The 12418-nt window shown below is 62.2% G+C and carries 8 protein-coding genes; 6 read left to right on the top strand and 2 right to left on the bottom strand.

Annotation, left to right across the window (positions count from 1 at the left end; translation table 11 throughout):
* Window positions 1-2: 2 nt before the first annotated feature.
* Entirely contained in the window at window positions 3-1397 is a 1395-nt protein-coding gene (locus FQ192_RS27310; protein ID WP_149661301.1) for an efflux transporter outer membrane subunit, read from the top strand.
* A gap of 66 nt (window positions 1398-1463) precedes the next feature.
* On the opposite strand, the gene FQ192_RS27305 is transcribed toward FQ192_RS27310, so the two are convergent.
* Complete coding sequence (locus FQ192_RS27305) at window positions 1464-3089, bottom strand: PvdJ/PvdD/PvdP-like protein (RefSeq protein ID WP_149661300.1); 1626 nt, start codon at window positions 3087-3089, stop codon at window positions 1464-1466.
* A 210-nt stretch (window positions 3090-3299) separates the two neighbouring features.
* On the opposite strand from FQ192_RS27305, the gene pvdM reads away from it, so the two are divergent.
* The 5 genes from pvdM to FQ192_RS27280 all read left to right on the top strand — a co-directional run bounded on the left by pvdM (window position 3300) and on the right by FQ192_RS27280 (window position 11262).
* Window positions 3300-4670, top strand: a complete 1371-nt coding sequence (gene pvdM, locus FQ192_RS27300) for a pyoverdine-tailoring dipeptidase-like protein PvdM (RefSeq protein WP_149661299.1) — start codon at window positions 3300-3302, stop codon at window positions 4668-4670.
* Entirely contained in the window at window positions 4667-5953 is a 1287-nt protein-coding gene (locus FQ192_RS27295) for an aminotransferase class V-fold PLP-dependent enzyme (RefSeq protein WP_149661298.1), read from the top strand. The genes pvdM and FQ192_RS27295 overlap by 4 nt, the downstream gene beginning before the upstream one ends.
* A gap of 68 nt (window positions 5954-6021) precedes the next feature.
* Window positions 6022-6909, top strand: coding sequence for a formylglycine-generating enzyme family protein (locus tag FQ192_RS27290; RefSeq protein ID WP_149661297.1), 888 nt, complete (start codon window positions 6022-6024; stop codon window positions 6907-6909).
* 108 nt (window positions 6910-7017) lie between these two features.
* A complete protein-coding gene (locus tag FQ192_RS27285) occupies window positions 7018-8667 on the top strand; it encodes a cyclic peptide export ABC transporter (RefSeq protein WP_149661296.1) in 1650 nt (549 codons plus the stop codon).
* 114 nt (window positions 8668-8781) lie between these two features.
* Complete coding sequence (locus FQ192_RS27280; RefSeq protein WP_149661295.1) at window positions 8782-11262, top strand: TonB-dependent receptor; 2481 nt, start codon at window positions 8782-8784, stop codon at window positions 11260-11262.
* 128 nt (window positions 11263-11390) lie between these two features.
* Here FQ192_RS27280 and FQ192_RS27275 read toward each other — a convergent pair whose 3' ends face one another.
* Window positions 11391-12347 carry an alpha/beta hydrolase gene (locus FQ192_RS27275; protein ID WP_149661294.1) on the bottom strand — a complete coding sequence of 319 codons (957 nt, stop codon included), beginning with the start codon at window positions 12345-12347 and terminating at the stop codon, window positions 11391-11393.
* Window positions 12348-12418 lie beyond the last annotated feature (71 nt).

The following is a 12418-nucleotide window of genomic DNA, read 5'->3' as shown; positions in this document are numbered from 1 at the left end:
CTATGAAAGCCCACTTGACCCTCCTGGCCGCCAGCCTTTTGCTGGCGGCCTGCAGCAACCCTGCGCCGCGTCCCGACAGCGGCTTGCAACCCCCCGCTGCGTGGCAGTCGCCGAATAACGCCGAGGCCGCGCACGGCAATCGGCAATGGTGGACCCACTTCGGCAGCCCGGAGCTGGATCGCCTGATCGAACAAGCGCGATTGGGCAGCTATGACCTCGCTGCCGCAGTTGCCCGCGTCCGGCAAGCCCAGGCCAGCGCGACCATTGCCGGTGCGCCCCTGCTGCCCGAGGTCAAGGCCGGACTCAATGGCAATCGCCAACGCCTGCTGCACGGCAAGGGCTACAGCCAACTGGACGTCAACCCGAACAATCGCTCACTCGATTACTACGACGCCGAACTCAGCGCCAGTTACGAAATCGATTTCTGGGGCGGCAAACAGGCCGCCCGGGACAGCGCCGTATTCGGTGTGCAGGCCAGTGAATTCGAGCGCGCCACCGTGGAGCTGACCTTGCAAAGCGGTGTCGCCAACAGCTACACCCAGACCCTGTCGCTGCGCGAACAGGCGCGGATCGCCGAGCTGAACCTGGCGAACGCGCAGAACGTCCTGCACCTGGTGCAAACCCGCTACGACGCCGGCAGCGCCACCGCACTGGAACTGGCCCAGCAAAAAAGCCTGGTCGCCGAACGGCAACGCACATTGCCACGGGTGCACCAACAGGCGCGGGAAGCCCTGATCACGCTGGCCGCGTTGCTCGGCCAACCGGTGCAAGGGTTGGCACTATCGCCGCAACCGTTCGAGCAACTGCAATGGCCAGAAATCGCCAGCGGCGTGCCCAGCGAGCTGCTACGCCGCCGCCCGGACATCGCCAGTGCCGAAGCCAGACTCGCCGCGGCCCAGGCGGACGTGACGGTCGCCCGCGCGGCGATGCTGCCCAAGGTCACCCTCACTGCCAGCCTCGGCACCGGTGCCGATATGGCCTCGGACCTGCTGCGCACGACGTTCTACAACCTGTCCTCGGGGCTGGTGGCGCCGGTGTTCAACAATGGCCGCTTGAGCGCCGAGCGCGACAAGGCCACGGCGCGCCAGCAAGAGCTGCTGGAAACGTATCGCGGTGCAATCATTAACGGGTTCGCCGATGTCGAAAAAGCCCTCACCAGCATTCGCGGCCTCGACGAACAACGTCAGTGGCAAACCGAAGAACTGATCCAGGCACAAACCGCTTTCGACATCGCCCAGAGTCGTTACCAGGCAGGCGCCGAAGACTTGCTTACCGTGCTGCAGACCCAGCGCACGCTGTATGCCGCCCAAGACATGAATGTGCAACTGCGGTTGTCGCGGCTGCAGGCGAGCATTGCGCTGTACAAGGCGCTGGGTGGGGGTTGGCAGGTTATCTGACGGGGTGAATCCTGATACCCCTTTCGCGAGCCGGCTCGCGATTGAACGATAACGCGGACTGGAGGATTAAACCCTCCAGCCCTTGACCTTCAGATGTCGCGCATACCACGGCCGTTGCGGCACCTTGCGGAACAGGTCGGTCATGTTGTCTTCGTCGCCAAAGGTAATGCGCAGCGCCAGCTTCATGGTCTCCGGGTCCATCTCCACCGAGCGCCCGATCTGCAATCCCGCAACGGTACTGCAGCCATGGGTATCCGGCCCGAGCCACGGGTCATCGACTTCCACCCAACGCCCCGGCGCAAACCACGGCACGCCGTTGACTTCCAGGCGATTCAGCTCGCCCGGATGAAAGCGTTCATGGGCGCGGAACCAATCCTCGATGCGATCATCGATCCAGCCGTGGAAACGCCAGAACACCGGGTTCACATGAGACGAAAACGGATCGCCGAGAAAGTCGTTTTCCGGGGCGTACCAGCGGGCGGCGAAGTCCGCCTGATCTCGGGCCATTGGCACCGCGATGTCGTTGGAGGGGTCACGCGCCACCGACGCCCAGCGCATGTGCAGCCAGTCGTGCAAGCCCAGTTCGACTTCCGAACCGAACTGGCCCAGGGTCAGCTTCGATAGATAACGCGGGTCACGGTACTGCGACTCCCAGACCTGGAAGTTGCTGTGGTAGGTCTCGGCGGCTTTGATGTCGCTGACCCACTTGGTGTATTCGTCGTCGCCCTCCGTCAACCAGGTTGGCGGCAACGCGTTGCCATCGTGGTTGTCGAAATAACGGGCGAAACCCTGGCGGTCGCGCTCCAGCTCGGGTTGCGGCATCGGGAAGGCCGACCACGACGGTAGATCCTGTTTGGAACGAGCCAGCCCCAGCATGCGCCGGTGCATGAAGAAAAAGTCGATGCCGGAGCCGTTGCGATCCTTGCGCGGGCCGCGGGCATCGCGTTCCTTGTCTCGTGGTCCGGGTTGCCAGCCGATGCCGCGCAACGCGTCGCGCTTTTTTTCCGAGAGCTTGTGCCATTTGTCCCGGGACGCATGCCACAACTGATGAAACAAACGGTGCTCGGGCGCCACCAGCCACGCCAGCAGCTCCGGGTTCAGGCCGGTTCGCTCCCGCGCCTCGGGAAACCTCCGCTTGATCGCGATAAAACGGTTGTCGAGTTCCGGCAACGCAAGCGGCCGATCAAGACGCATGACCTGACCGCTGAACGTGCCGCTACCGGCATTGCCGAACGCCGCCCAGACCTCGTCGAGTTTGACTTTGAATTCATAAACGGGCGGCGCCATCGGCGTGTCGGTGCGTATCAGCCGCCAGTACAACTCGGCGCCATTGCCCGGCGCCAGATCACCGATCACTTGATAAACCGGCGCCTGTTCAGCGCGCAGCCGGGTACCGGTGTCGAGGTAGCCGCGCATACCGCGCCCGCGGTGGGCGATGTCAATAAACAGCTCCAGCCCCTCGTGCGGCAGGCTTTCGAGCCCGCCGTCGGTGCCGCTGAAACGGATGTCCCAGACCCCGCGCAGGCTGTCAGCCAGGTGTTGACCGGCAGTGTCCGCCAGATCGACCGTGGCCTCCCCCGGGGTAATGGGCTCTTCCTCGCGGGTTAGCTCACGATGTGCATAAAAAGCGGCAGGCAGCGCAGCGCCCGTGAGTGCCAGGCCCGCCATGAACCAGCGTCGAGAAATCGTCATTGCCCTACCTGTGTCAGCCATGAAGCAGGCTTTATCCAAGCTAGAACGTTTGTTCGCGGGGGAAATTTATGGCCGCCGTGAAAGAGAGTGCCCATCGCTCACAGCGATGTTTTCAGCGCGCACCTAAATTCCCTCGCCAGCCGCTCGTTCTTCCCAGATAGCAAAGGCCCCTGCGCCTGTACCTCGACGGCGAACCTGACTGAGATGGCAATGACAAAAACTCGTTCGAAAAAGGCTGTGTACCTTGGCCTGCCACTGGCCCTGGCCCTCGGTGCAGGTGCTGGCTTCCTGGCCTGGGATTACTGGTTCCGGGACAACCCCGGCTATCCGGTCAAGGTGATGAAACAGGCCAGCGAACTGCAGGAGCGGATCCTCTCTTTCGACAGCCACATCACCGTACCGCTGAGCTTTGGCGCCCATGGCAACGAGGCCGACAAGGATGGCTCCGGCCAGTTCGACCTGGTCAAGGCCAGCCGCGGGCGCCTGTCCGGAGCCGCGCTCACAGTGTTCGGCTGGCCGGAAATGTGGAACGGTCCGAATGCCCCGCACCGCCCCACCGAGGGTTTTGTCGAAGAAGCTCGCAATCAGCAGGAGGTGCGCTACAGGATCATCTCCGGGCTGGTGCGCGACTTCCCAAACCAGGTCGCGATCGCCTACACCCCTGACGACTTCCGCCGCCTGCACGGCGAAGGCAAGTTCGCCATTTTCATCAGCATGCTCAACGCCTACCCGCTGGGTAATGACCTGAGCAAACTGGACCTGTGGGCCGCCCGCGGCATGCGCATGTTTGGCTTCAGCTACATCGGCAACAACAGCTGGGCCGACTCCTCCCGGCCGCTGCCGTTCTTCAATGATTCGCCCGATGCCCTCGACGGTCTGTCGGACATCGGCAAGCAAGCGGTGCACCGGCTCAACGACCTGGGCGTGATTATCGACGTCTCGCAGATGTCGACCAAAGGCCTGGAGCAAGTGGCGCAATTGAGCCGCACGCCGATGGTCGCCTCGCACTCGGCGCCCCGGGCGTCGGTGGACATCCCGCGCAACCTCAGCGACAAGGAATTGCAGCTGATCAAGAACAGCGGCGGCGTGGTTCAAGTGGTGGGCTTCTCGCAATACCTCAAGCCGCTGACCCAGAGTACCCAGGACAAACTCAACGCCCTGCGCGCACGTTTCGACCTGCCGCCCTTGCCTGACCTGGCCATGGCGCTGATGCCGGGCGATCCGATTATCACCGCCTGGTCCGAACAAAAACTCGGTCAGTACGCCAGCGGCCTGTACGCGATTCTCGAAGAAGAACCCAAGGCGACGCTCAAGGACCTCGGCGATGCGATCGACTACACGGTGCGCAAGATCGGCATCGACCATGTTGGCATCGCCTCGGACTTCAACGACGGTGGCGGGATCAAGGGTTGGGAAAACGTTGGCGAAATCCGCAACGTCACCGCCGAGCTGATTCAGCGCGGTTACTCCGAAGCCGATATCGCCAAGCTCTGGGGCGGCAACTTCCTGCGGGTCTGGGAACAGGTACAAAAAGCCGCGAAGCCAGCGCTGTTATCTCGCCAGGATTCAGCCAAGCCATGAGTGATCGTCGCACGTTTCTGAAACAGGCCGGCGTTCTGGCCGCCGGCCTGCCGCTGGGCGCCAGCCTCGGTCACCCGGCGCTCGCCGCCCCCCAGCCAGCCCTGCCCCGGGACAAGTGGGCGCAATTGCGTCAACTGTTCAACCAGGACCCGGACTACATTCACTTCGCCAACTTTCTGGTGACCTCGCACCCAAGGCCTGTGCGCGAGGCCATCGACCGGCATCGCGCGGCGCTCGACCTGAATCCGGGGCTGGCCATGGACTGGGAGCTCGGTGTGACCGAGCAGCGTGAAGAAAACGTGCGGATCTGGGCCGGCAAATACCTGCAGGCCACACCGAAGCAGATTGCCCTCACTGGCAGCACCACCGAAGGCTTGGCGATGATTTATGGTGGCGTGCACGTGCGCCCCGACCAGGAAATCCTGACCACGGTTCACGAGCATTACTCGACCCGCAACATCCTCGATTTTCGCAATAAGCGCGACGGCACCCAGGTGCGCAAGATCACGCTGTTCGACAACCCGCAGAGTATTTCGACGGATCAGGTCCTCGACACCATCAACCGCAATATCCGCCCGCAAACCCGAGTGCTCGGCATGACCTGGGTGCATTCGGGCAGTGGCGTGAAGCTGCCGATCAGCGACATTTCGCGCCTGGTGGATGAACACAATCGGCAACGCGACGACAAGGACCGGATCATCTACGTGGTCGACGGCGTGCATGGTTTTGGGGTCGAAGACCTGCGTTTCCCGGCCATGAACTGCGATTTTTTTATCGCCGGCACCCACAAATGGATGTTCGGACCACGCGGCACCGGTCTGGTGTGCAGCCGCAGCGAAGAGCTGAAGTACGTCAGCCCGAGCGTGCCGACGTTCTCCGAAGCCACGCATTTCTCCAACACCATGACCCCGGGCGGTTATCACGCTTTCGAACACCGCTGGGCCGTGGATGAAGCCTTCAAGTTGCACCTGGAACTGGGCCCGGCCGAGGTGCAGGCGCGCATCCATCAGCTCAACAGCTACTTGAAGCAACGCCTGCAGGAGCAACCTCAGATCGAACTGGTAACCCCGGCCGATCCGCAGTTTTCCGCAGGGTTCAGTTTCTTCCGGGTCAAGAACCAGGACAGCGATGAAGTGGCCGCGTACCTGATGGAAAACCGCGTCATCAGCGACGCGGTCAGTCGTGACGTCGGCCCGGTGATACGCACCGCGCCTGGCCTGCTCAACACCGAGAACGAAGTGGACCGGTTCATGGCGATCCTCGGCAAAAAGCTGAAGGCCTGAACCGCCGCCACAGGGTTGCGTGGCGCCCCGCTCTTTGCAGACACAGCTTCCTTTACTAGAGACGACTTATGAAAAAGCCCCTCCTGTCATCCTCCCTCAAGACCTTGTCAGCCCTGGCGCTGACGGCCCTGCTCGGCTACCTCATGCCCGCTGTCGCCCAGGCCTCCACCCCGCCGGCACCGGGCAACGTGTTCAAGGACTGCAAGGACTGCCCGGAAATGGTCGTGCTGCCCACCGGCAGCTACACCATGGGCACGCCGGACGATGAGGTCGGACGCGAGCCGGATGAAGGCCCGCGCCACGAAGTGACCTTCACCAAACCCTTCGCCATCAGCCGCTTCCAGGTGCTGGTCAGCGAATGGGACGCCTACGTCAAGGCCACCGGGAACAAACCCTACGATTTCGATGATCGTCCGGGCCGCCGCTGCACGGCCGGCAAACCGACCTTCGCGCAAACACCACGGGACCCGGCGGTGTGCATGAACGTTGCCGAAGCCCAGGGCTACATTGACTGGCTGTCGAAGAAAACCGGCCAGGCCTATCGCCTGCAGAGCGAATCGATCCGCGAATACGCCGCCCGTGCAGGCAGCACGGGCTCATTCCCGTTCCCGTTCGATGAAGGTGCCGACTATCAGATTTCCAGACACGCCAACACCTACGGCGCTGCCGATGGCTACAACTTCACCTCGCCGGCAGGCACCTTCCCGGCCAACGCATTCGGCGTGTACGACCTGCACGGCAACGTCTATGAATGGACCGCCGATTGCTACCACAAGGACTATTCCGGCGTACCCACCGACGGCAGCCCGTGGGTGCAGGCCAACTGTGAACGCCAGGTCATGCGCGGCAACGATTGGGGCGAAGCCCCGGTGTTCTCCCGTTCCGGCAATCGCAACAGCAGTTGGCCGACCAGCAAAGGCGACTGGCTGGGCTTTCGCGTAGTCCGCGATCTCTGATGCAACGCCTGACGACCGTAGCCTTGCCTGCGGTCGTTTAAAGAAACAGCGCAATCGTTCGTTTTTCCAAGTACCGGCACTCCCTCCGCATCGAAGCAGGAATCCTCCATGACCAAGCCAACGCGTGGGGCGATCAACGAATTGTTCGCCCTGCTCAAGCCCTTCCGCCTGATCGTCTCTGTGTCCATCGTGCTCGGCATGATCGGAGGCCTGAGCGTCACCGTGTTGCTGGCGACCATCAACAACGCCCTGCACTCTGCCGACGGCCTGACCCGCACCGTGGTCATGATCTTCGCCGGCCTGTGCGTCGTGGCGTTGCTGACCCAGATCCTGTCCGACATCGGCACCAACTATGTCGGCCAACACATCATTGCCAGGCTGCGCAAGGAACTGGGGGAGAAAGTGCTGTCGGCGCCGATCGACCAGATCGAGCGCTACCGCAGCCACCGCTTGATTCCGGTGCTGACCCATGACGTGGACACCATCAGCGACTTCGCCTTCGCGTTCGCACCGCTGGCCATTTCACTGACCGTAACCTTCGGTTGTCTCGGTTATCTGGCCATGCTGTCCTGGCCGATGTTCCTGATGATGCTGGTGGCGATTGCCATCGGCACCACGATCCAGGCGATTGCCCGGGCCAAGGGCATGCGCGGTTTTTATGCCGCGCGGGACTCCGAGGATGAACTGCAAAAGCATTACAACGCGATTGCCGAAGGCGCCAAGGAACTGCGTATCCATCGCCCGCGGCGCCAGCGCATGTTCGTGGCCGGCATCCAGAAAACCTCGGAAAAAATCTGCGACACCCAGATCAAGTCGATCAATACGTTCGTGATCGCCAAGTCGTTCGGCTCGATGCTGTTCTTCGTGGTGATCGGCCTCGCGCTGGCCCTTCAATCGTTCTGGCCGAGTTCCGACAAAGCGGTAATGAGCGGTTTTGTGCTGGTGCTGCTGTACATGAAAGGGCCACTGGAGCACTTGGTCAGCACCCTGCCGATCATCAGCCGGGCGCAGATTGCCTTCCGCCGGATTGCCGAGCTGAGCGAGCAGTTTTCCTCGCCTGAGCCGCACCTGCTGCTGCAAGACCAGGGCCGCAAGGCCGGGCCGGTGAACAGCCTGGAGTTAAGCAACGTGCGCTACGCCTTCCCAGCCGTGGAAGGCAGCGAACCGTTCCGTCTCGGCCCGGTGAATCTGCGAATCGAACAAGGCGATATCGTCTTCATCGTCGGCGAGAACGGCTGCGGCAAGACCACCCTGATCAAACTGCTGCTGGGCCTGTATGCGCCGACCGAGGGTGAGATTCGCGTCAACGACCAGCCGATCACGGCGTTGAACCGTGACGATTACCGACAGAACTTCACCACGGTGTTTGCCGACTACTACCTGTTCGACGACCTGATCCAGGGCGATCAACAAGTGCCGCAGGATGCCACGCGCTACCTCGAACGCCTGGAGATCGCGCACAAGGTCAGCGTCCGCGACGGCGCCTTCAGCACCATCGACCTGTCCACCGGGCAACGCAAGCGCCTGGCGCTGGTCAATGCCTGGCTCGAGGAGCGCCCGGTGCTGGTGTTCGATGAATGGGCGGCCGATCAGGACCCGACGTTCCGACGGATTTTCTACACCGAGTTGCTGCCCGACCTCAAGCGTCTGGGCAAGACCATCATCGTGATTTCCCACGATGACCGCTACTTCGACGTCGCCGATCAACTCGTACGCATGGAGGCTGGCAAGGTCAAAAGCGAACTGCAACCTGCTTGATTGAAGACGCCGCGGATCAACCGGAAAAATAGTTTTCCGGTTTACCGCGGCGTCCTCGTCTTAATGAGATGAATAAGAACCATTAACAACTATACCTGCCAAGGTCTTAACCTCATGTCCGCATCCCGTTTCATGCTCCGCCCTCTGACCCGAGCCTTGCTGCTGCAAGGCGCAACGCGCTCCCGACTGGCCAGCACCGGCCTCGGCCTGGCGATGTCCATGGCCATGACGCCGTATGTTCAGGCCCAGGAATGGACCTTGAACATCCCGGCCCAGCCGTTGGCCCAGGCCCTGCAAGTGCTGGGTCAGCAGACCAGCCTGCAAATCATCTACAGCCCTGAAAGCATCCAGGGCCTGCGTTCCAGCGCGCTCAACGGTCGTTATAAGGACGATGATTCGCTCAGTGCGTTGCTCAAGGGCACCGGCCTGCGTCACCAGCGCGATGGTAACTCCGTGACCTTGCTGGCACCCGCAACCGGCAACGCGATGGAACTGGCGCCGACCAGCGTCACCGGTCAGCAACTGGCGGCCACCACCGAGGGCAGCAACTCCTACACCACGGGTGCGGTGACCATCGGCAAGGGTGAACACTCCCTTAAGGAAACCCCGCAATCGGTCACGGTGATGACCCGCAAGATGCTCGATGACCAGAACCTGAACACCATCGAACAGGTCATGGAAAAGACCCCGGGCATCACCGTCTACGACTCGCCGATGGGCGGCAAGTATTTCTATTCCCGCGGTTTCCGCATGACCGGCCAGTACCAATACGACGGCGTGCCTCTGGATATCGGCAGCAGCTATGTGCAGGCCGACAGCTTCAACAGCGACATGGCCATTTACGACCGCGTCGAAGTGCTGCGCGGCGCGGCCGGGATGATGAAAGGGGCCGGTGGCACAGCGGGTGGCGTCAATTTCGTGCGCAAGCGCGGCCAGGATACCCCGCACACTCAACTGCAATTGTCCGCGGGCACCTGGGACAACTATCGCGCCCAGGTTGACACCGGCGGCCCGCTGAATGACTCCGGCACCATCCGTGGACGCGCCGTGGTCACCCAGCAGACGCGCCAGTACTTCTACGACGTCGCCAGCCGCAAGGATCAAATCTACTACGGCGCCCTGGACTTCGACCTCAGCCCCGACACCACGCTGGGCCTGGGCATCTCATATGAAGACGTCGATGCCACACCGTGCTGGGGCGGTCTGCCGCGCTACGCCGATGGCAGCGACCTGCACCTCAAGCGTTCCACTTGCCTGAACACCGCCTGGAACAACCAGCGCAGCAAGCGAGCCACCTACTTCGGCGACCTGACCCACCGCTTCAACGACGACTGGGCACTGAAAGTGGCCGGGGTCTACTCGCGCAACACCCAGGACATGGAATATGCGTTCCCGAGCGGTTCGGTGCCGGTCGGCGCCACCAGCTCCAACACTCTGATGCTGGGCAGCACGTACGACTACGATCAGGTCGACTACGGTTTCGATACGTACGTAGACGGCAAATTCGAGGCATTCGGCCTGGAGCACGAACTGACCGTCGGCGCCAACGCCAGCCGTTCCCACAAGGACGACTTCTACGCCGTGGCCGCCCTGCCCCAGCGCCAGAACGTCCTGAACCCTGATCACCACCTCCCGAAACCCGACGATAGCTATTACCTGGCGAATGCGTCCCGCGGTGGTCCGGTGGACATGCGCATCGAGCAATATGGCGTCTACTCCACCGCTCGCCTGAAGCTCGCCGAACCGCTGACCTTCGTATTGGGCAGCCGCGTGAGCTGGTACAAATCCGAAACCGACTCCGTTCAGTTCTTCCGCGGTGAAGGCACGCCCGTCAACACCAAGGCGACTGAAACCGGACAAGTCACACCGTTTGCCGGGTTACTGTTCGACATCAACGACAACCTGACGGCCTACGCCAGCTACTCGGACATCTTCACCCCGCAGGGCGGCTACAAGACCCTCAACGGCAGCACCCTCAAGCCGTTGATTGGCCAGAGCTATGAACTGGGGATCAAGGGCGCCTGGTACGACGGTCGCCTCAACAGTTCCTTCAACCTGTTCCGCACGATCCAGAAAGACGCCGCCCAGGACGACCCGGCGTGCGAAGACGGCAGCTGCTCCATGAACTCCGGCAAGGTCCGCGCCCAAGGCTTCGAAGCGGAAGTCAGCGGTGAAGTCATTGATCGCCTGCAACTGCTGGCCGGCTACACCTACACCCAGACCAAGGTGCTGGAAGACGCCGATGCCAGCCAGGACGGCCTGTCGTACAACTCGTATGTGCCGCGCCACCTGCTGCGCGTATGGGGGGACTACAGCCTGAGCGGTCCGCTGGATCGTGTAACGATTGGCGCCGGCGTCAACGCCCAGAGCGATAACTACCGCACCTCGCCAACCAGCGGCAAAAAGATCACTCAGTCCGGCTATGCCGTCTGGAACGGTCGCATCGGCTACCGCATCGATGACACCTGGTCGGTGGCACTCAACGGCAACAACCTGTTTGACAAGCGCTACTACTCCACCATCGGTACCGAAGGCTTCGGTAACTTCTATGGCGATCCGCGCAACTTCGTGATGTCGGTCAAAGCCGACTTCTGATACCCCCCATAAAAAACGCCCCGCATTGCGGGGCGTTTTTTTATGCCTGTGTCTTGGAACCCACCCAACGCTGCTTTTAGCGTTTATGAGGGAGCCGGTTTGCTCGCCAAAGCGGTGTTAATTCCGGTTTACCGCAAATGCCGGCTCAGCGCACGGCTCAAGGTTTCGTGCACGGCCAGGACATCCGGCATCACCGAGGCCATGCGCAGCAAGTCATGGGTCAGGCCGGGGCAATGTTCGAGCTCTACACTGACGCCCTGCTCGCGCAGTTTGTCGACATACGCCTGGCCTTCGTCCAGCAACGGATCGAAGCCGGCCAGCAGCACAATTGCCGGCGCCACACCGCGCACATCCTCGGCCAGCAGCGGCGAGAAGCGCCAGTCCAGGTAGTCTGCCGGCGTGCGGGCGTAGTGCTGGTAGAACCAGTTCAGCGTCTCGTCCTCCAGCAAATAACCTTCGCTGAACAAGGCCCGCGAATCACGGGTGCGCGAGGCATCGGTGACCGGGTAACACAGCAATTGGGCTTTCGGCGCGATGGCCACGGTGTGCGGCTGGACCACCGCCTGTAACGCCAGCACGGTGGCCAGTGTCGCCCCGGCGCTGTCGCCGCCAAACGCTACACGACTGGCATTCAGACCCAGTGCGAGCGCGTGCTCGGCCAACCACGATAACGCGTCCTCGCCATCCTCCAGCGCCGTCGGGAAGCGGTGTTCCGGCGCCAGGCGATACCCCACCGAGAGCACGGCACACGGCGTGCGCCGGCAAAACTCGCGGCAGACGCCATCATGGGAGTCCAGGCTGCCAACCACAAACCCGCCGCCGTGAAAGTACACCAACACCGGCATCGACGCCGGCGCACCGTTGGGCCGATACAAACGCAAAGCCAGAGGTGCGCCATCGCGGGCCGGCGTGTTGACCTCCAGCACCTCAAGGTCCTGGGGTGCGGGCCAGCGCAACTGCGCGGTGGTTTGTTCGAAGGTGTCCCGGGCCTGGGCCGGGGTCAGTTGATGCATGGCCGGCAAGCCCGCGTCCTGGCTGTCTTGCGCCAGGTCGAGGAAGGCTTCCAGATCAGGGTGTAACGCCATCGATAAAATCCTCGTACCCACAAAATAGAAAAACGGAGGGAGCGAGCCTGCTCCCACAAGATTGCCGGCTG

The organism is Pseudomonas sp. ANT_J12 (genome assembly GCF_008370045.1).
Classification (GTDB): Bacteria; Pseudomonadota; Gammaproteobacteria; order Pseudomonadales; family Pseudomonadaceae; genus Aquipseudomonas.
This window is presented reverse-complemented; position numbering and strand designations above follow the sequence as displayed.

Coding starts and splice junctions, on each gene's coding strand:
- FQ192_RS27295 (WP_149661298.1), top strand. CDS start 4,667: ATGAGTGATCGTCGCACGTTTCTGAAACAGGCCGGCGTTCTGGCCGCC.
- FQ192_RS27290 (WP_149661297.1), top strand. CDS start 6,022: ATGAAAAAGCCCCTCCTGTCATCCTCCCTCAAGACCTTGTCAGCCCTG.
- FQ192_RS27310 (WP_149661301.1), top strand. CDS start 3: ATGAAAGCCCACTTGACCCTCCTGGCCGCCAGCCTTTTGCTGGCGGCC.
- FQ192_RS27275 (WP_149661294.1), bottom strand. CDS start 12,347: ATGGCGTTACACCCTGATCTGGAAGCCTTCCTCGACCTGGCGCAAGAC.
- FQ192_RS27305 (WP_149661300.1), bottom strand. CDS start 3,089: ATGACGATTTCTCGACGCTGGTTCATGGCGGGCCTGGCACTCACGGGC.
- pvdM (WP_149661299.1), top strand. CDS start 3,300: ATGACAAAAACTCGTTCGAAAAAGGCTGTGTACCTTGGCCTGCCACTG.
- FQ192_RS27285 (WP_149661296.1), top strand. CDS start 7,018: ATGACCAAGCCAACGCGTGGGGCGATCAACGAATTGTTCGCCCTGCTC.
- FQ192_RS27280 (WP_149661295.1), top strand. CDS start 8,782: ATGTCCGCATCCCGTTTCATGCTCCGCCCTCTGACCCGAGCCTTGCTG.